The sequence below is a fragment of the Citrobacter sedlakii genome, from assembly GCF_018128425.1.
Classification (GTDB): Bacteria; Pseudomonadota; Gammaproteobacteria; order Enterobacterales; family Enterobacteriaceae; genus Citrobacter_A; species Citrobacter_A sedlakii.
This window is the reverse complement of sequence record NZ_CP071070.1, coordinates 3,428,836-3,446,971: the sequence shown is the minus strand read 5'-3', so window position 1 is coordinate 3,446,971 and position 18,136 is coordinate 3,428,836. Positions and strand designations below refer to the sequence as shown.

At 54.8% G+C, this 18,136-nt stretch carries 18 protein-coding genes; 5 read left to right on the top strand and 13 right to left on the bottom strand.

Annotated features, from left to right (window positions below):
* The first annotated feature begins 68 nt into the window (after positions 1-68).
* Positions 69-1,046, top strand: coding sequence for a thiamine-phosphate kinase (gene thiL, locus JY391_RS16585; RefSeq protein ID WP_211934667.1), 978 nt, complete (start codon positions 69-71; stop codon positions 1,044-1,046).
* On the top strand, positions 1,024-1,539 hold the full coding sequence (gene pgpA, locus JY391_RS16580; protein ID WP_042285958.1) for a phosphatidylglycerophosphatase A: 516 nt from the start codon (positions 1,024-1,026) through the stop codon (positions 1,537-1,539). The genes thiL and pgpA overlap by 23 nt, the downstream gene beginning before the upstream one ends.
* A gap of 56 nt (positions 1,540-1,595) precedes the next feature.
* Here the strand turns inward: pgpA and yajO are convergent, their stop codons facing one another.
* The 4 genes from yajO to xseB are packed head-to-tail and all read right to left on the bottom strand — an operon-like array spanning position 1,596 to position 5,655.
* Positions 1,596-2,570, bottom strand: a complete 975-nt coding sequence (gene yajO, locus JY391_RS16575; RefSeq protein ID WP_199956508.1) for a 1-deoxyxylulose-5-phosphate synthase YajO — start codon at positions 2,568-2,570, stop codon at positions 1,596-1,598.
* Positions 2,571-2,626: 56 nt separating this feature from the next.
* Positions 2,627-4,489, bottom strand: coding sequence for a 1-deoxy-D-xylulose-5-phosphate synthase (gene dxs / locus JY391_RS16570; RefSeq protein ID WP_042285953.1), 1,863 nt, complete (start codon positions 4,487-4,489; stop codon positions 2,627-2,629).
* Positions 4,490-4,512: 23 nt separating this feature from the next.
* Positions 4,513-5,412: a (2E,6E)-farnesyl diphosphate synthase gene (ispA, locus tag JY391_RS16565; protein WP_200033548.1), complete on the bottom strand. Its 900-nt coding sequence runs from the start codon at positions 5,410-5,412 to the stop codon at positions 4,513-4,515.
* On the bottom strand, positions 5,413-5,655 hold the full coding sequence (gene xseB / locus JY391_RS16560; RefSeq protein ID WP_042285949.1) for an exodeoxyribonuclease VII small subunit: 243 nt from the start codon (positions 5,653-5,655) through the stop codon (positions 5,413-5,415). It abuts the gene before it with no gap.
* Between the two features lie 208 nt (positions 5,656-5,863).
* On the opposite strand from xseB, the gene thiI reads away from it, so the two are divergent.
* Positions 5,864-7,312, top strand: coding sequence for a tRNA uracil 4-sulfurtransferase ThiI (gene thiI / locus JY391_RS16555; RefSeq protein ID WP_060569060.1), 1,449 nt, complete (start codon positions 5,864-5,866; stop codon positions 7,310-7,312).
* A gap of 93 nt (positions 7,313-7,405) precedes the next feature.
* Here the strand turns inward: thiI and yajL are convergent, their stop codons facing one another.
* Positions 7,406-7,996: a protein deglycase YajL gene (gene yajL / locus JY391_RS16550; protein WP_181821871.1), complete on the bottom strand. Its 591-nt coding sequence runs from the start codon at positions 7,994-7,996 to the stop codon at positions 7,406-7,408.
* Complete coding sequence (gene panE / locus JY391_RS16545) at positions 7,959-8,870, bottom strand: 2-dehydropantoate 2-reductase (protein ID WP_042285943.1); 912 nt, start codon at positions 8,868-8,870, stop codon at positions 7,959-7,961. The genes yajL and panE overlap by 38 nt, the downstream gene beginning before the upstream one ends.
* A 124-nt stretch (positions 8,871-8,994) precedes the next feature.
* Here panE and JY391_RS16540 point away from each other — a divergent pair, with 124 nt between their 5' ends.
* Entirely contained in the window at positions 8,995-9,486 is a 492-nt protein-coding gene (locus JY391_RS16540) for a YajQ family cyclic di-GMP-binding protein (RefSeq protein WP_042285941.1), read from the top strand.
* A 46-nt stretch (positions 9,487-9,532) separates the two neighbouring features.
* On the opposite strand, the gene JY391_RS16535 is transcribed toward JY391_RS16540, so the two are convergent.
* Complete coding sequence (locus JY391_RS16535; protein WP_181821870.1) at positions 9,533-10,897, bottom strand: MFS transporter; 1,365 nt, start codon at positions 10,895-10,897, stop codon at positions 9,533-9,535.
* Between the two features lie 273 nt (positions 10,898-11,170).
* Here JY391_RS16535 and JY391_RS23915 point away from each other — a divergent pair, with 273 nt between their 5' ends.
* The gene (locus tag JY391_RS23915; protein ID WP_374197233.1) at positions 11,171-11,356 is read left to right on the top strand and encodes a DUF1493 family protein; all 186 of its coding nucleotides are present in this window, start codon (positions 11,171-11,173) and stop codon (positions 11,354-11,356) included.
* A gap of 17 nt (positions 11,357-11,373) precedes the next feature.
* Here JY391_RS23915 and cyoE read toward each other — a convergent pair whose 3' ends face one another.
* From cyoE to ampG, 6 genes are all read right to left on the bottom strand, one after another.
* Positions 11,374-12,264 (bottom strand): heme o synthase, encoded by an 891-nt coding sequence (cyoE, locus tag JY391_RS16530; protein WP_082636756.1) that lies wholly within the window; start codon positions 12,262-12,264, stop codon positions 11,374-11,376.
* Positions 12,265-12,275: 11 nt separating this feature from the next.
* Positions 12,276-12,605, bottom strand: coding sequence for a cytochrome o ubiquinol oxidase subunit IV (locus JY391_RS16525; protein ID WP_012904838.1), 330 nt, complete (start codon positions 12,603-12,605; stop codon positions 12,276-12,278).
* Positions 12,605-13,219 (bottom strand): cytochrome o ubiquinol oxidase subunit III, encoded by a 615-nt coding sequence (locus JY391_RS16520; RefSeq protein ID WP_042285929.1) that lies wholly within the window; start codon positions 13,217-13,219, stop codon positions 12,605-12,607. The genes JY391_RS16525 and JY391_RS16520 overlap by 1 nt, the downstream gene beginning before the upstream one ends.
* Positions 13,209-15,200, bottom strand: a complete 1,992-nt coding sequence (gene cyoB / locus JY391_RS16515) for a cytochrome o ubiquinol oxidase subunit I (protein WP_042285926.1) — start codon at positions 15,198-15,200, stop codon at positions 13,209-13,211. The genes JY391_RS16520 and cyoB overlap by 11 nt, the downstream gene beginning before the upstream one ends.
* A 19-nt stretch (positions 15,201-15,219) precedes the next feature.
* Positions 15,220-16,167 carry a cytochrome o ubiquinol oxidase subunit II gene (gene cyoA / locus JY391_RS16510; protein ID WP_042285924.1) on the bottom strand — a complete coding sequence of 316 codons (948 nt, stop codon included), beginning with the start codon at positions 16,165-16,167 and terminating at the stop codon, positions 15,220-15,222.
* A 459-nt stretch (positions 16,168-16,626) separates the two neighbouring features.
* Entirely contained in the window at positions 16,627-18,102 is a 1,476-nt protein-coding gene (gene ampG, locus JY391_RS16505) for a muropeptide MFS transporter AmpG (protein WP_211934666.1), read from the bottom strand.
* Between the last annotated feature and the right edge of the window lie 34 nt (positions 18,103-18,136).

Below are 18,136 nucleotides of genomic sequence, written 5' to 3'. Positions count from 1 at the left end.
CGTCAGTGACGCGGGGACGCCTCCGCTCCGCTGGCGGCTTTTTCTTTATTTCTGCTGAGGCATAACGTATGGCATGCGGCGAGTTCTCCCTGATTGCCCGTTATTTTGACCGTGTTAGAAGCTCTCGTCTCGATGTCGAAACCGGTATTGGCGACGATTGCGCACTCCTGAATATTCCTGAAAAACAGACCCTGGCGATCAGTACCGATACGCTGGTGGCGGGTAATCACTTCCTGGCCGATATCGATCCGGCGGACCTGGCGTATAAAGCGCTGGCGGTCAATTTAAGCGATCTGGCGGCAATGGGCGCCGATCCGGCGTGGCTGACGCTGGCGATAACGCTGCCGAAGGTCGATGAACGCTGGCTGGAAATATTCAGCGACAGTCTGTTCGAACTACTCAATTATTACGATATGCAGCTGATTGGCGGCGATACCACGCGTGGGCCGCTCTCCATGACGCTGGGTATCCACGGCTACGTCCCTGCGGGCCGCGCCCTGAAACGCTCAGGGGCGAAGCCGGGCGACTGGATTTACGTTACCGGTACGCCAGGCGACAGCGCGGCAGGGCTGGCGATTTTACAGCACCGTTTACAGGTTGCGGATGAGGTTGACCGGGAATATCTGCTAAAACGCCACCTGCGACCGACGCCGCGTATTCTTCAAGGGCAGGCGCTGCGCGACAAGGCGAGCGCGGCGATCGATCTGTCGGATGGGCTGATTTCCGATCTTGGGCATATCGTCAAAGCCAGCGCCTGCGGCGCGCGCATAGACATTGAAACGCTGCCTTTCTCCGACGCGGTCAAACGTCATGTCGAAAGCGAACAGGCGCTGCGCTGGGCGCTCTCCGGCGGCGAAGACTATGAATTATGCTTTACGGTACCGGAACTGAATCGCGGGGCGCTGGATGTCGCGCTCGGCCATCTCGGCGTGCCGTTTACCTGCATCGGGCAAATGAGCGCGGATGTGGAAGGGATCTGTTTTACGCGTGACGGCGAGCCTGTCACCTTCGACTGGAAAGGATATGACCATTTTGCCACGTCATAAAGATACGGCGAAAAGCCGCCTGAAACTGACTAACCCGTGGCATTTGTTGGCTACCGGTTTTGGTAGTGGTCTGAGTCCGGTGGTTCCGGGCACGATGGGGTCACTGGCGGCGATCCCGTTCTGGTATGTGATGACCTTTCTGCCCTGGCAGCTCTATTCACTGGTGGTGATGCTGGGCATCTGTATCGGGGTCTATCTCTGCCATCAGACGGCGAAAGACATGGGCGTTCATGATCACGGCAGTATTGTCTGGGATGAATTCATCGGGATGTGGATCACCCTGATGGCGCTGCCGACCCGCGACTGGCAGTGGGTGGCAGCCGGGTTCGTTATTTTCCGTATTCTTGATATGTGGAAGCCATGGCCGATCCGTTGGTTTGACCGCAACGTCCACGGTGGGATGGGGATCATGGTTGACGATATCGTTGCAGGGGTGATTTCTGCCGGTATTTTGTATTTTATCGGCCACCACTGGCCGATCGGTATGTTTTAACCGATTCCTGAAATGCGGGAGAGGCCCGATAAGCGTCGTGCTATCGGGCGCTGTCTTCACTTGAATCCCACCACCGGATGCGGTTTGTACGGTGTTTCCAGTTCGGCTATCTGCTCCGGCTTCAGCGTTAAATCCACCGCGTTCAGCAGTTCATCCAGTTGTTCTTCCCGAGATGCGCCGACAATCGGCGCGGCGACACCGGGTTTGCTGAGCAGCCACGCCAGCGCCACCTGAGCGCGCGTCGCGCCAAGCTCTTCACTAACGCCTGCCAGGCGGGCGGCGATCTGCGCATCGTTTTCGTCGCTTTCGCGGTACAGATTTTTACCCACCTCATCGGAGACGACGCGCGCGGTGGTTTCCCCCCACGGACGGGTCAGACGACCCCGCGCCAGCGGACTCCACGGGATCACCGCGATGCCCTCCTGATAGCACAGCGGCAGCATCTCGCGCTCTTCCTCACGATAGATCAGATTGTAATGGTCCTGCATACTGATGAACTGCGCCCAACCATGCTGTTTTTGCAGAGCCAGCGCCTGGGCAAATTGCGAGGCGTGCATTGAGGATGCGCCGATGTAACGTGCTTTCCCGGCTTTCACGACATCATTCAGCGCTTCCAGTGTTTCTTCTATCGGCGTGTTGTAGTCCCAGCGGTGAATTTGCAGGATATCAACGTAATCCATACCCAGACGCCGCAGACTGTCGTCGATAGAGCGCAGGATCTGCGCGCGGGACAAACCTTCCGGCAGGTCGTCAACCTGATGAAAGACCTTGGTCGCCACCACCACCTCGTCACGACGGGCGAAATCGCGCAGGGCGCGACCAACAATCTCTTCGCTGCTGCCTGCGGAATAACTGTTGGCGGTGTCGAAAAAGTTGATGCCGCCCTCAAGGGCGTGTTTGATGATCGGACGACTGCTTTCTTCGGGAAGCGTCCAGGCATGATTGCCGCGGCTCGGTTCGCCAAACGTCATACAGCCCAGACACAGGCGGGAGACCCGAAGGTCGGTTTTTCCTAAGACGTTGTATTGCATTGTTTCGCTCCTGTTATGCTGATTATGGGATAAGCATAGCAGGAGCAAATAGACGATTATGCCAGCCAGGCCTTGATTTTGGCTTCAATGCCAGCGGCATCGAGCCCCAGTTCGGCGCGCGCCTCATCCTGAGTGCCCTGCGGGATAAAGAAGTCCGGCAGGCCGATGTTCAGCACTGGCACCGGCTTACGATGCGCCATCAGCACCTCGTTCACGCCGCTGCCCGCACCGCCCATAATGGCGTTTTCCTCCAGCGTCACCAACACGTCGTGCTGGGCAGCCATTTCCAGAATCAACGCGTCGTCCAGCGGCTTCACAAAACGCATATCCACCAGGGTTGCGTTAAGCGATTCCGCGGCCTTTGCCGCTTCCGGCATCAGCGTACCGAAGTTCAGGATGGCCAGTTTTTCACCGTGACGTTTCACCACGCCTTTGCCGATAGGCAGCTTCTCCAGCGGCGTCAGTTCAACGCCCAGCGCGTTGCCGCGCGGGTAGCGGACCGCGGTCGGGCCTTCGCTGTAGTGATAGCCGGTAAACAGCATCTGGCGGCATTCGTTTTCATCGCTGGGGGTCATGATAACCATATCCGGCAGGCAGCGCAGATACGAGAGATCGAACGCCCCCTGGTGGGTCTGCCCGTCGGCGCCGACAATCCCGGCGCGGTCAATGGCAAACATCACCGGCAGCTTCTGGATCGCCACGTCATGAATAACCTGATCGTAGGCGCGTTGCAGGAAGGTGGAGTAAATCGCCACCACCGGCTTGTAGCCGCCAATCGCCAGACCGGCGGCAAAGGTTACCGCATGTTGTTCGGCGATCGCGACGTCAAAATAGCGATCCGGGAATTTACGCGAAAATTCGACCATGCCGGAACCTTCGCGCATGGCCGGGGTGATCGCCATGAGCTTGCTGTCTTTCGCTGCGGTTTCGCACAGCCAGTCGCCAAAGATTTTCGAATAGCTCGGCAGGCCGCCGCTGCTTTTCGGCAGGCAGCCGCTGGAGGGATCGAATTTCGGCACTGCATGGAACGTGATCGGATCTTTTTCGGCAGGCTCATAGCCACGCCCTTTTTTGGTCATGATGTGCAGAAACTGCGGACCTTTCAGATCGCGCATATTCTTGAGCGTCGTGATAAGTCCCAGTACGTCGTGACCATCCACAGGGCCGATATAGTTAAAGCCCAGCTCTTCAAACAGCGTGCCCGGCACCACCATGCCTTTGATATGTTCTTCTGTGCGCTTCAGGAGTTCTTTAATCGGCGGTACGCCAGAAAAGACCTTCTTGCCGCCTTCACGCAACGAGGAGTAGAGCTTGCCGGAAAGCAGCTGCGCCAGGTGATTATTGAGCGCGCCGACGTTTTCGGAAATCGACATTTCGTTGTCGTTGAGGATCACCAGCATGTCCGGCTTGATATCGCCCGCGTGGTTCATTGCTTCAAACGCCATACCGGCGGTGATCGCACCGTCGCCAATCACGCACACGGTGCGGCGATCTTTTCCCTCTTTTTCGGCGGCGACGGCAATGCCAATTCCTGCGCTGATAGACGTCGAAGAGTGACCGACGCTCAGGACGTCGTATTCGCTCTCGCCGCGCCATGGGAATGGGTGCAGGCCGCCTTTCTGGCGGATGGTGCCGATTTTATCGCGGCGACCCGTGAGAATTTTGTGCGGATAAGCCTGATGGCCCACGTCCCAGATAAGCTGGTCAAACGGCGTGTTATAGACATAATGCAGCGCCACGGTGAGTTCCACCGTGCCCAGCCCGGAGGCGAAGTGTCCGCTGGAACGACTGACGCTGTCGAGAAGATAGCGGCGCAGTTCGTCGCAGAGTTTCGGCAGACTCTCTTTGGGTAAAAGGCGTAACTCCTGGGTGGAGTCGACCAGTGCCAGGGTAGGGTATTTGGCTATATCAAAACTCATCGCAAGCCCATAGGATTGGTTGTTTATTTATCACGCTGGATTATGTAGTCCGCTAGCGCTTCCAGTGCCGAGGTATCGAGAGACTGAACGGCCAGCTGGTTTAATGACTGACGGGCCTCTTCGATTAAATCCCGGGCTTTATTCCGGGCTTGCTCAAGACCCAGAAGTGCAGGATAGGTACTTTTGCCAAGCTGCTGGTCGGCACCCTGGCGTTTACCCAACGTTGCAGTATCGCCCACCACATCCAGAATGTCATCCTGAACCTGGAAGGCCAGGCCGATACTTTCTGCGTATTTGTCGAGTATCGGCAGGGCGTTTCGCCCTTTTTCGCCCGCGCTTAACGCGCCCAGGCGCACTGCGGCGCGGATCAATGCGCCGGTTTTATGGCGGTGGATTTTCTCCAGCGCGTCCAGCGGCACCTGCTTACCTTCAGCGTTCAGATCGAGCGCCTGACCGCCGCACATCCCCGCAATCCCACTGGCGTTCGCCAGTTCGGAAATCATCGCTATGCGATCGCGGTCGCTCACTTCCGGCATCGGCGCGTCGCTGATGATGGAAAACGCCAGCGTTTGCAGGGCGTCGCCAGCGAGAATGGCGTTCGCTTCGCCAAATTTGACGTGGCAGGTCGGCAGGCCGCGGCGCAAATCGTCGTCATCCATCGCCGGTAAATCGTCGTGAATGAGCGAATAGGCGTGAATGCACTCAACGGCGGCGGCCGGGGCGTCCAGCGTACCCTTGCTGACGCCAAACATCTGGCCGGTGGCGTAAACCAAAAACGGGCGCAGGCGTTTACCCCCTAATAATGCGCCATACAACATGGTTTCGACCACGGGAGTGTTCTGAAAGGGCAGTGGAGCGATAAAACGGTTTAGCGCCTGATTGGCCTGCTCCACGCAAGCCTGTAGCTGCTGGGTAAAATCCATTTACGCGTTATCCGGTGTAAAAGGCGTCGTCTCTGCGTCTTCGTTGTCAGACAGCAGGATCTGCACGCGCTGTTCAGCCTGCTGCAGCTTAACCTGGCCCTGACGCGCCAGCTGCACGCCACGTTCAAATTCGTTCAGCGCCTCGTCAAGCGGCAGATCGCCGCTTTCCAGACGGGTTACAATTTGCTCCAGCTCGTTCAGCGATGTTTCAAAGCTGACGGGCGCCTCGTTTTTCTTCGGCATAATGAATGTCTGACTCTCAGTAATGGCAGCACAAGACTATGGTAACGGACTCGCACTGATAAGCAAATAACGCACAATGGTAAGGGGATGTGCACAGGACGGACCGGTTGATGGTATACTCCCGCGCCTGGATGCAGCTTCATGTTTGGGCTGCTGTACTATTCTCCAATACAAGCCTTTGATGGCTTGCTTAAGAACCATTGCCGCCATGAAGTTTATCATTAAATTGTTCCCGGAAATCACTATCAAAAGCCAATCTGTGCGTTTGCGCTTTATAAAAATTCTGACCGGGAACATTCGTAACGTTTTAAAGCACTATGATGAAACCCTTGCTGTCGTTCGCCACTGGGATAACATCGAAGTACGCGCTAAGGATGAAAGCCAGCGCCTGATGATTCGCGAGGCGCTGACCCGCATTCCGGGTATCCACCATATCCTTGAAGTGGAAGATGTGCCGTTCACCGACCTGCACGATATCTTCGAGAAAGCGCTGGTGGAGTACCGCGACCGTCTGGAAGGCAAAACCTTCTGCGTACGTGTGAAGCGTCGCGGTAAGCATGCGTTTAGCTCCATCGAAGTGGAACGTTACGTGGGCGGCGGATTAAATCAGCATATTGAATCTGCGCGCGTGAAGCTGACCAACCCGGATGTAACGGTGCATCTTGAAGTTGAAGATGACCGTCTGCTGATCATCAAAGGTCGCTATGAAGGGATTGGCGGTTTCCCGATCGGTACCCAGGAAGACGTGCTGTCGCTGATTTCAGGCGGTTTTGACTCTGGCGTTTCCAGTTACATGTTGATGCGTCGCGGCTGCCGCGTACATTACTGCTTCTTTAATCTTGGCGGCGCGGCGCATGAAATCGGTGTTCGCCAGGTGGCGCATTACCTGTGGAACCGTTACGGCAGTTCGCACCGCGTCCGCTTTGTCGCCATTAACTTTGAGCCGGTGGTCGGTGAGATCCTCGAAAAGGTCGACGATGGCCAGATGGGCGTCGTGCTTAAGCGCATGATGGTGCGCGCAGCGTCGAAAGTGGCGGAGCGGTATGGTGTGCAGGCGCTGGTGACGGGCGAAGCGCTGGGGCAGGTTTCCAGTCAGACGCTGACCAACCTGCGTTTGATTGATAATGTCTCTGATACCCTGATTCTTCGTCCGTTGATCGCATACGACAAAGAGCACATCATCAATATCGCCCGCGAAATTGGTACCGAAGATTTCGCCCGCACGATGCCGGAATACTGCGGCGTGATCTCAAAAAGTCCGACGGTGAAAGCCATCAAGGCGAAAATTGAAGCGGAAGAAGAGAACTTCGATTTCAGCATTCTTGATAACGTGGTGGCGGAAGCCAGCAACGTCGATATCCGCGAGATCGCCCAACAGACCGAGCAGGAGGTGGTTGAAGTGGAGACCGTCAGCGGCTTCGGCCCGAACGACGCGATCCTCGATATCCGCTCCATCGATGAGCAGGACGACAAACCGCTGAAGGTGGAAGGCGTGGATGTGGTTTCCCTGCCGTTCTACAAGCTGAGCACCAAATTCGGCGATCTCGATCAGAGCAAAACCTGGCTGCTGTGGTGCGAGCGCGGCGTGATGAGCCGCCTACAGGCGCTTTATCTGCGCGAGCAGGGCTTTGAGAACGTGAAGGTTTACCGTCCGTAATTGATTGCCCGGTGGCGCAGCGCTTACCGGGTCGATAATACAGATCACTTATTAGGCCGGGTAAGGCACAACTGCCACCCGGCTTTTACCCGCTTACTCGTAATAGTTGTAAATGCCCGCCGCCAGCACCAGTTGTGACGCCACTTCGTGGGCTTTTTCACGTCCAACCAGCAGATCAATAATTTTCAACCCAAAGTCGATGGCGGTCCCCGGCCCCTGGCTGGTTAACAGCTTCACACGTGCGTCCCATACGACGCGCTTGTCCTGCCACTGTTCGGCGGGGATGTTATCTTTCAGTGCCGGAAAGCCGGTCATATTGCCGATGGGGAAAATATCATGTGGAACCAGCACGGTCGCAGCGGCCGCGCAAATAGCGGCGACAATGCGCCCGGAGCGGTGGAACTGTTTGACCGTTTCCACCAGCAGCGGACTGTCGCGAAAGCATTCCGCACCCTTAATGCCGCCGGGTAAAACGATCGCATCATAATCGCCGTCGGCGACTTCAACCAGCGGCGCGTCTGCCAGCAGTTTAACGCCACGGGAACACACAATCGTGAGATTGCCATCGCTGGCGACGCTCGCCGTGGTGACGTTAATACCGCCACGCACTAACAGGTCGATGGTAGTGACCGCTTCGGTCTCTTCACTACCAGGGGCGAGGCAGACCAGTGCCGATGCGCTCATACTCACTCTCCTTTCGTTTCACTAATTCAAACAGGCGGCTATTTTCCGGCACAGTGATCCCGTGCGCCCGGGCGCGTTTCAGCAAATAACCGGTGATGTAATCAATTTCGGTATGCCGCATCGCCCGTATATCCTGCAACATGGAAGATATGTTTTCTGCCGTACTCTCAATGACTTGTTCGACATAATAGCGTAAATCGTCCTCTGACGTATGATGACCTTCACGTTCAATCACCGCTGCGACTTCCCGACAAATCAGCGCGACCTCGTCGGAATGATGGCGAAGCTCGCCGTTTGGGCAGTTCCACAACGCGGTGAGCGGATTGATCACGCAATTTACCGCCAGCTTCCGCCACAGCTCCGCGCGAATCGTGTTGTGCCAGGCGACGTCAGGCAGCGCGCATTGCAATGTATCCGCAAGATAACTGTAGTCGCCATCCTGCTCCCGGGCTGGACCAATATGCGTGGTGCCGCTGGCAACGTGGATGATGACGTTGCCATCGCGACGCGCCGCGTGGGTGGTGGTGCCCATCAGCAGCGGCTGGCGGAGCGATTTCAGCTCCTCAATGGTACCCATACCGTTGTGAATCAACAGAACAGGCGTACTGACGGGTAACATGGCTGCCAGCGCTTTTACGGCGTCGGAAACCTGCCAGGCTTTCAGGGTAACCAGCAGCAGATCGCTGTCGGCAAGAAACTCCGGGTCGTTCGCCGTCAGAGATTCGTTAAAAATCGAACCGTCGGTCTCGATCACATTCACACTGCAATAGGGCTGGGGAATACGCAGCCAACCCTGAACGTCATGTCCCTGTTTGCACAACGCTGTAAGCCAGAGTTGACCCAGGGCGCCGCATCCAAGCACTGTTACTTTCATTGTTCCTCCTCACCTGCAACTGCGCCAGGTGTTATGGCCTAAGTATAGCGCCATCAGCTAAGCTTCTCGTTAAGCCTCGTTGCAGGTATTATGCAACGCAACGAAAATGAAGGGAGAAGAAAAGATGCCATCTTTCGATATTGTTTCCGAGGTTGATCTGCAGGAAGCGCGTAACGGCGTAGATAACGCGGTTCGTGAAGTCGAGTCGCGTTTCGATTTTCGCGGCGTAGAGGCCAGTATTGAGCTGAACGACGCGAATAAAACCATCAAAGTGCTGAGTGAGTCCGACTTCCAGGTGAACCAGTTGCTGGACATTTTGCGTGCCAAACTGCTGAAACGCGGCATTGAAGGGGCTTCGCTGGATGTGCCGGAAGAGTTTGTGCACAGCGGCAAAACCTGGTTTGTGGAAGCGAAGCTGAAGCAGGGTATTGAAAGCGCGGTGCAGAAAAAAATCGTTAAGCTGATCAAAGACAGCAAGCTGAAGGTGCAGGCGCAGATTCAGGGTGATGAAATTCGCGTAACCGGTAAATCCCGCGACGATCTTCAGTCCGTTATGGCGCTGGTGCGTGGCGGGGATTTAGGTCAGCCGTTCCAGTTCAAAAACTTCCGCGATTAAGCGTTTATGCCGGATGGGATCGGCGATAACCCCCATCCGGCAACCATCACGCTAGCCTGATAGCCTGCTCAACCTCAAAACGGTTCGTCACTTTACTGTCGATCTTAACATACGCAGAATGCTCATTTTCCGCGATCAGCACCTCGCTCACGCCATCTGTTGCCAACAGACGCTGCTTTAATGTGTCATCGGCGGCGATATCGGACGGGATTTCTACCCGCAGGCTGCTGACATAAGGCGGTTCTTTCATTGTGCTGGCGACCGCCAGCCAGACAACGGCTAACAGCGCGCCGACGAGGAAAACGGTTTGTCCATCGAACATGCCGTCGACCCAACCGCCCAGCGAGCCGCCAATCGCCACGCCGAGGAACTGGCTGGTGGAATAGACACCCATCGCTGTGCCTTTATAGCCCGCTGGTGACTCTTTACTGATGAGCGAAGGCAGAAGGGCTTCCATCAGATTAAAGGCAAGGAAGAAAATCTGGACGCCAATAATCAGCTCCCAGAAATGATTTCCCGCGCCCCACAGCACGATCTCCGCAATCACAATCAACGCCACGCAGAGCAGGAATACCCGCTTCATTTTGCGCTTCACTTCGGCGTAAATAATAAAGGGCACCACGGAGGCAAAAGAGATCAGCATCGTGACCAGATAGACTTTCCAGTGCCCGGCGGCAGGTAACCCGGCGTCTGCGAGTTGACCGGGTAAGGCGACAAAAGTCGACATCAGCAGAATGTGCAGACACATAATACCGAAGTTAAGTTTCAACAGCTTAGGTTCAGCCAGCACTTTCCGGAAGCTGCCTTTCACCATGCCGGACTCGCGGTTTAGCACATGGGTAGTGCTGTTTGGCACGACCCAGATTGTCAACGCAATACCGGTAGTGGCGAGAACAGCGATCATCCAGAACAGGGCGTTCAGCCCCAGCGCGTGGGTAATTATCGGGCCAAGCACCATGGCGATAGCGAAGGTGATGCCAAAGCTGACGCCGATAAACGCCATCGCCTTGGTGCGGTTTTGTTCGCGGGTGAGATCGGACAGTAACGCCATCACGGCGGCGGCGATCGCTCCGGAGCCCTGAAGCGCCCGCCCTAAAATAATCCCCCAGATGGAGTGGGAGAGGGCGGCGATAATGCTGCCTAAAACAAAGATGGCCAACCCGCCGACAATGAGTGGTTTACGGCCAACACGGTCGGAAAGCAGTCCAAACGGAATTTGAAATATCGCCTGCGCGAGGCCGTAAATACCAATCGCGATACCAATCAACGCTTCACTGGCGCCCTGTAAAGCCATGCCGTATGTGGTCAGAACCGGCAGGACCATAAACATGCCAAGCATGCGCAATGAAAAAACGGTCCCTAAACCCCAGGTGGCGCGCAACTCGCCCGGCGTCATTTTATAATCGTTCATTCCCACCTCTGTCTTAATGTCGCGCCTAGTGTAAAGCGGCGAGGTAACAGGGTAAACCACTACGATATGTAGAATTGTGAAGAGACATAAAAGGGTTTGTTACTTGTGTAACTGGTTTATTTAATATAATTGCATAGCTATTATTCCGCCCGGATATCCTTATGAACCAAAAGAGAGGAAGGATTTGGATGATGCAGGTGGGGATATTCAATAATACTCACCAATGAAGTGCTTGCGATGTTCAGAGACGAGATATCGTTATCTCGATGAAAACTGGCAAGAAGCACCGTCAGAACTCGATCTGGCATTATTTGGCGTCCCGGGGAAGATATTCATAACGCTCACGATCGTTACGAGAAAGGCTTTCTCGTCGATTTATCGTGTGTGAACTGGAAACCGTATTTCCCCTGGGAGAATACGCCGAAAAAAAAGGGTGCCCAAGCACCCTTTTCAACGTGAGTTTGCGCAAGGCTGTCTTACCAGACGTAAGTCAGCAGGCTGTGCGAATCCGGCACCATAAAGTCGACGGACATCATTACGCTAAGCGCGGTAATGGCGATGATCGAAAAGCCGAACAGCTTGCGCGCCCAGACGCGATCGTCTTCCACTTTATAGCCGCGCAGCGCCATTCCTAACCACCAGACGCTCACCGCCGCCGCGACCACCAGGTATTTATACCCGGCGTAACCGCCCAGCGAGAGCATCAGCGTGGCGATCGCAAAGGCGATGATGTACAGCGTAATGTGGTTTTTCGCCACCGAAATACCTTTCACCACCGGCAGAACCGGGATGTTTGCCGCCTGATAATCCTTAAAGCGGAAAATGGCGATGGCATACGAGTGCGGCATCTGCCACAGGCTAAAAATCGCCAGCAGAATCAGCGCGCCGCTGTCGAAGTCGCCGGTCACGGCGCAGTAGCCAATCACCGGCGGCGCAGCGCCGGAGAGAGAACCAATCAGCGTACCGTAAACAGAATGGCGCTTCATATACAGGCTGTAGACGCCTACATAGACCACAAAGCCCATCACGCCCAGCCAGCAGGCCAGAGGATTCGCGCCAAACCACAGCAGCATGAAGCCAGCAATACCCAGCAGGGTGGCGTACACCAGCGAGACAGCAGGAGAAATCAGGCCCTTAACCAGCACCCGGTTTTTGGTCCTTTCCATCTTCCTGTCGATATCCCTGTCGATGTAGTTGTTAAATACACAACCCGACGCCACAACCAGTGACACCCCAACCAACGTGTAGATAAACAGGGGATAATCAATGCTGCCCTTGGAGGCCAGCAGGAACCCCCCGATCACCGAGATCAGGTTGCCAAAGATGATGCCTGGTTTCGTTACTTGCAGGTATTGCTTAAACATCATAACCGCCGCTCTTAGTGCATCATCATGTTGTAGTTGAGGTTCCACATGATCCAGATGGAACCGACAACCAGGATGGCGATGATCAGCACGGTAAAGACAAAAGCCGTCATGTTCCAGCCTTCATCAGACTTCGTGTTCATGTGCAGGAAGCACACCAGATGCACTAAAATCTGCACCACTGCCATTGCCAGGATTGTCCCCAGAATAACGCCTGGAGAAGCCGCCCCCGTCATCACCATCCAGAACGGGATCACCGTCAGGATGATCGACAGGATAAAGCCTGTCATGTAGGTCTTTACGCTGCCATGGGACGCGCCGCCGTGATCGTTAGAATGACTCATTACATCGCCCCCATCAGATAAACAACAGTGAACACGCAGATCCACACCACATCGAGGAAGTGCCAGAACAGGCTCAGGCACATAATGCGGGTACGGTTAGTACTGGTCAGGCCGCGACGGGCGATTTGCACCATCAGTACCGCCATCCAGATCAGTCCAGAGGTTACGTGCAGGCCGTGGGTACCGACCAGCGCAAAGAACGCCGACAGGAAACCGCTGCGATCCGGACCCATACCGTTAACAATCAGGTGATGGAATTCATAGATTTCCATCCCGATGAACCCGGCGCCAAACAAGAAGGTCAACGCCAGCCAGGAAACCACCTGGCTCTTGTTGTTCTTGTGCATGGCGATCGCCGCCATGCCGTAGGTGATGGAGCTGAATAACAGCAGGAAAGTTTCAACCAGAACGAACGGCAGTTCGAAAATGTCCTTACCCGTCGGGCCACCCGCGGTGCCGTTCACCAGAACGGCATAGGTTGCGAACAGAATCGAGAACAGAATGCAGTCGCTCATCAGGTAGATCCAGAATCCGAAGATTTTGTTCTGACCTGCGTCGTGGTGCCCGTGATCGTGCGCGTGGGCAGTCGCGTGCGTTAAAGTATCAGTTGCCATTTTTCAGCCCTGCCTTAGAAATCTCATCGAAATGCTGGTTTTCCAGTTTTTCGACTTCACGGACTGGTACGTAGTAATCCACGTCCTCGTCAAAGCTCTTCACAATCCAGCTGATGATCATGCCTGCGAAGCTTGCGATTGCCAGCCACCAGATATGCCAGATCATGGCGAAACCGAAGAGGGTTGCGAAGGCGGCAATCACAATGCCCGCGCCGCTGTTTTTCGGCATATGAATTTCTTCATACTGCGCAGGCTGTTTGTACGCTTCGCCTTTTTCTTTCATTTCCCAGAAGGCGTCACGCTCGTGAACGTGCGGCACAACGGCAAAGTTATAGAACGGAGGCGGAGAAGAGGTTGCCCACTCCAGCGTACGGCCACCCCACGGGTCCCCGGTCAGGTCACGGTTCTGCTCGCGGTCGCGGATAGAAACGTAAATCTGAATAACGAGGCACAGAATACCAATCGCAATCAGCGCCGCACCGACAGCCGCAACCATCAGCATCGGGTGGAACTGCGGATCGATCTGCTGGCTGAGACGACGGGTCATCCCCATGAAGCCCAGCACGTACAGCGGCATAAACGCCACGAAGAAACCGATGATCCAGAACCAGAACGCGCGTTTACCCCAGGTTTCGTTCAGCTTGAAGCCAAACGCTTTCGGCCACCAGTAGGTCATACCGGCGAAGCACCCGAAGACCACGCCGCCGATGATGACGTTATGGAAGTGCGCAATCAGGAACAGACTGTTATGCAGAACGAAGTCCGCGCCCGGTACCGCCAGCAGAACACCGGTCATACCGCCGACCGAGAAGGTCACGATAAAGCCAATCGTCCACAGCATCGCTGAATGGAAGACGATACGGCCCTGATACATGGTGAACAGCCAGTTGAAGATCTTCACCCCGGTCGGGATGGCGATAATCATGGTGGTAATACCGAAGAAGGCGTTGACGTTCGCGCCTGCACCCATAGTAAAGAAGTGGTGCAGCCAAACGATGAACGACAGAACGGTAATACACACTGTCGCCCACACCAGCGAGGTGTAACCAAACAGACGCTTACGGGAGAATGTCGCGGCGATCTCGGAGAACACCCCAAACACCGGCAGGATCAAAATGTACACTTCCGGATGGCCCCAGGCCCAAATCAGGTTGATGTACATCATCATGTTGCCGCCCATATCATTGGTGAAGAAATGGGTGCCCAGATAGCGATCCAGGGTCAGCAGCGCGATGGTCACTGTCAGAATAGGGAACGAGGCGATAATCAGCACGTTGGCGCACAGTGAAGCCCAGGTAAATACCGGCATCTTGAACATCGTCATGCCCGGCGCACGCATCTTCAGAATGGTCACGAAGAAGTTGATACCGGTTAACGTTGTCCCAATACCGGAGAGCTGCAGCGCCCATATCCAGTAATCGACCCCGACGCTTGGACTGTACTCTATTCCCGAAAGCGGCGGATAGGCCAGCCAACCGGTCTGTGCGAATTCACCAACCCCCAGAGAAAGGTTAACCAGGATCACGCCAACAACGGTGAACCAGAAGCTCAGGTTGTTGAGGAACGGGAACGCAACGTCACGCGCGCCGATCTGCAGGGGAACCACCAGGTTCATCAGACCGATAACGAATGGCATGGCCACGAAGAAGATCATGATCACGCCGTGAGCCGTAAAGATCTGGTCGTAGTGGTGCGGCGGCAGGAAACCCGCTTCGCCCGCCGAGGCCAGCGCCTGTTGGCTACGCATCATGATGGCGTCGGCAAAGCCACGCAGTAACATTACGATAGCGACGATGACATACATGATGCCAAGACGTTTGTGGTCAACTGACGTTAGCCACTCTTTCCACAGGTAGGTCCACTTACCGAAGTAAGTGATTAAGCCCAGTAAGGCCAGACCACCGATGATAATGCCAGCAATCGTGACCATGATAATGGGTTCATGGTACGGGACTGCATCCAGTGATAATTTTCCGAACATCGTTTTCTTCCTCGGCCCCTTAGTGAGCGGCTTCCGCGTGGCTCATGTCCATGCCTTCCATCCCTTCGTGCGAGCTGTGCTCACCTTCCGGTTGGGTCATGTCCATGCTCTTGCCGTGAGCCATAAATTTGTTAATGACGTCTTTAAACAAATCCGGTTTCACGTTGGAGAAATATTCCACCTGGTTGTATTCGCTTGGCGCAGCCACTTTCTCGAACGCAGCCATGTCGCTCATGGTGTTCGGAGATTGTTTCGCTTTAGCAACCCATTGGTCGAATGCGGCGCGGTCTGGTGTGGCGATAGCTTTAAACTTCATACCGGAGAAGCCTGGACCGCTATAGCTGGCGGAGATACCGTCATAGGTACCGGCTTCGTTGGCGATCAGGTGCAGACGAGTCTGCATACCGGCCATGGCATAAATCTGGCTACCCAGACGCGGAATAAAGAAGGAGTTCATCACGGAGTTGGAGGTCACTTTGAAGTAAACCGGAGTGTTCGCCGGGAAGGCGATTTCATTCACGGTAGCAATGCCCTGTTCCGGGTAGATGAAGAACCATTTCCAGTCCATGGAAACCACTTCGATGGTAATAGGCTTCTCGTCATGCACCAGCGGTTTGCTTGGCTCAAGAGAGTGAGTGGTTTTCCAGGTAAGTACCGCAAGGAAAATGATGATCAGAATCGGCACCGTCCAGACCACAGCTTCCACTTTATTGGAATGTGACCAGTTCGGGCTGTACTTCGCATCTTTATTGCTCGCACGATACTTCCAGGCGAAACCAATTGCCATCAAGATTGCAGGGATAACGACAATCAACATCAGGCCAAAGGCCGTCAGTATCAGTGAACGTTGCTCCAGTCCAATCTGTCCTTTGGGATCTAACAGCGCAGAATTACAGCCACTGAGTAATGCAGTGCCTGCAATTAATGACAACCATCCCAAACTTTTATTGTATTTCCTGAGTCTCATTTAACGACCTCAATTCCACGGGACCTGGTGGCGTTTAAAGTGTGTGGGCATTTTACGGGAAGGTTACATTACTGTAAACATCATTGGATCTGTGTTACCGGGTTCTGCCGCACGTGTCACATATGTTGCAAGATATGTCAGTATAGCATTAAGAACCTGTTGCAACATCGCTTTATAACGAAAGGGGACTAAGAGGAAGGGGCGGGAGGGCAATTGGTATAACCAATGCAAAAATAAAACAATTGATTAACAATTAATTATCAAAAAAGAGACAAACAAAATACAAAAAATAAATGCGCTCAAGCTGAATCGAGTAAGGAAAATAAAATACATTAAAGGCGTCAATAATTTCCAGTTTCTATTGCGCACAAAACAACAAATAATATTTTTCTCAAGTGTTGATTATTTAACCGTTATAATCGCGCAGGGTGATTACAACGGCTAAATAATGTCTGCCACTTACACCAGACGGGTTTTGCGCAGCGCCAGATAATCCAGCACGCCGCCCACGACAACGCCAATGATTGCCACGATCACCGCCACTTCCAGTAGCCCAGCGAGGAAGGTGAAGTTGGACAAGTTCAGCGCATTCATCGTCAGCAGTAACAGCCAGACGCCCAACATCGCGCAGCCCGCCATCAGTATTTTCAGCGCCAGACGGTAAGCAGAACGGAATTCCGTACGCGGCAGGAAGCTTTCGCTCTCTCGCGTGTACTCCAGCGTTTGTTTGCATATCAGCAGCAGAAGCAGACCGGGTAGCGCAGCGACAACGGAGAAGAGATAAAAAGTCGACCAGCCGTGCGCTTCAACAAACCAACCTGCAACCGGGCCGACATACACGCGACCCACAGCAGAAAGCGCGGAAAGAAGCGCAAATTGGGTGGCGGAAAAGGACTTATTACACAGCGTCATCAACAAGGCGACAAACGCGGATGTCCCCATCCCCCCGCACAGGTTTTCGAAGAATACTGCCGTTGCCATGCTGAACATGTGCTTATCAGTGACCGACAGCAGCCAGTATCCCGCGTTAGAAACCCCTTGCAGGATGCCGAAGATCAGCAACGCGCGGAACAGGGTCAGTCGCTGCATTAATATGCCGCCGTACAGCGCGCCGACGATGGTCGCCAGTAACCCCAGCGTTTTGTTCACCACGCCCACTTCACCGGCGTCAAATCCGACGCCGCGAATCAAAAAGGTCGTCGTCAGGCTCATGGCAAACGCGTCGCCGAGTTTATAAAGGATGATGAGCAGCAAAATCAGCCAGGCGTTGTTACGGCCAAAAAAGTCGCGCAGTGGGGCGACGACGGCCTGTTCAAGGGTTTTGGGCACCGGAATGGCGTCGGTTGGCTCCGGCGCCAGCAGCGTTGAGATAATGCAGGGAATAAGCAGCGCCGCCATCAGCCAGTACATACCCTGCCAGCCAAGCCAGCGGTCGGCCATCCACAGCGCAAGTCCGCCCGAAACTAACATCCCCAACCGATACCCCAACACGCTGATCGCCGCACCCGCGCCGCGTTCTTCCGCGGCTAAGACGTCTGTTTTCCACGCGTCGAAAACAATGTCCTGCGAGGCGGAACAGAAGGCGATGACGACCGCGAGGGCCGCCATCCAGCGCAACTGGCTGCCAGGCTCAAGGAACCCCATCGCCGCGATGGAGATCAAAAGCAGGATCTGGGTGGTCAGCAGCCAACCGCGACGGCGACCCAAAAAAGGCGGCGTGTAGCGGTCCATGACCGGCGACCAGAGAAATTTAAAGACGTAAGCCTGACCGACAAGCGAGAAAAAACCGATGGTTTTAAGATCGATATTCTCGACAGTCATCCACGCCTGAAGCGTGCCGGACGTCAGCGCGAGCGGTAAGCCGGAGGCGAACCCTAGCATCAGCAAAATCGCTGATTTTGGTTGCTGAAAAATACGTAAGTAGTGACTGGACATGGGCTCAGAAAACTGACCCGGCGTGAGGCCGGGT

Coding starts and splice junctions, on each gene's coding strand:
- thiL (WP_211934667.1), top strand. CDS start 69: ATGGCATGCGGCGAGTTCTCCCTGATTGCCCGTTATTTTGACCGTGTT.
- pgpA (WP_042285958.1), top strand. CDS start 1,024: ATGACCATTTTGCCACGTCATAAAGATACGGCGAAAAGCCGCCTGAAA.
- yajO (WP_199956508.1), bottom strand. CDS start 2,570: ATGCAATACAACGTCTTAGGAAAAACCGACCTTCGGGTCTCCCGCCTG.
- dxs (WP_042285953.1), bottom strand. CDS start 4,489: ATGAGTTTTGATATAGCCAAATACCCTACCCTGGCACTGGTCGACTCC.
- ispA (WP_200033548.1), bottom strand. CDS start 5,412: ATGGATTTTACCCAGCAGCTACAGGCTTGCGTGGAGCAGGCCAATCAG.
- xseB (WP_042285949.1), bottom strand. CDS start 5,655: ATGCCGAAGAAAAACGAGGCGCCCGTCAGCTTTGAAACATCGCTGAAC.
- thiI (WP_060569060.1), top strand. CDS start 5,864: ATGAAGTTTATCATTAAATTGTTCCCGGAAATCACTATCAAAAGCCAA.
- yajL (WP_181821871.1), bottom strand. CDS start 7,996: ATGAGCGCATCGGCACTGGTCTGCCTCGCCCCTGGTAGTGAAGAGACC.
- panE (WP_042285943.1), bottom strand. CDS start 8,870: ATGAAAGTAACAGTGCTTGGATGCGGCGCCCTGGGTCAACTCTGGCTT.
- JY391_RS16540 (WP_042285941.1), top strand. CDS start 8,995: ATGCCATCTTTCGATATTGTTTCCGAGGTTGATCTGCAGGAAGCGCGT.
- JY391_RS16535 (WP_181821870.1), bottom strand. CDS start 10,897: ATGAACGATTATAAAATGACGCCGGGCGAGTTGCGCGCCACCTGGGGT.
- cyoE (WP_082636756.1), bottom strand. CDS start 12,264: ATGATGTTTAAGCAATACCTGCAAGTAACGAAACCAGGCATCATCTTT.
- JY391_RS16525 (WP_012904838.1), bottom strand. CDS start 12,605: ATGAGTCATTCTAACGATCACGGCGGCGCGTCCCATGGCAGCGTAAAG.
- JY391_RS16520 (WP_042285929.1), bottom strand. CDS start 13,219: ATGGCAACTGATACTTTAACGCACGCGACTGCCCACGCGCACGATCAC.
- cyoB (WP_042285926.1), bottom strand. CDS start 15,200: ATGTTCGGAAAATTATCACTGGATGCAGTCCCGTACCATGAACCCATT.
- cyoA (WP_042285924.1), bottom strand. CDS start 16,167: ATGAGACTCAGGAAATACAATAAAAGTTTGGGATGGTTGTCATTAATT.
- ampG (WP_211934666.1), bottom strand. CDS start 18,102: ATGTCCAGTCACTACTTACGTATTTTTCAGCAACCAAAATCAGCGATT.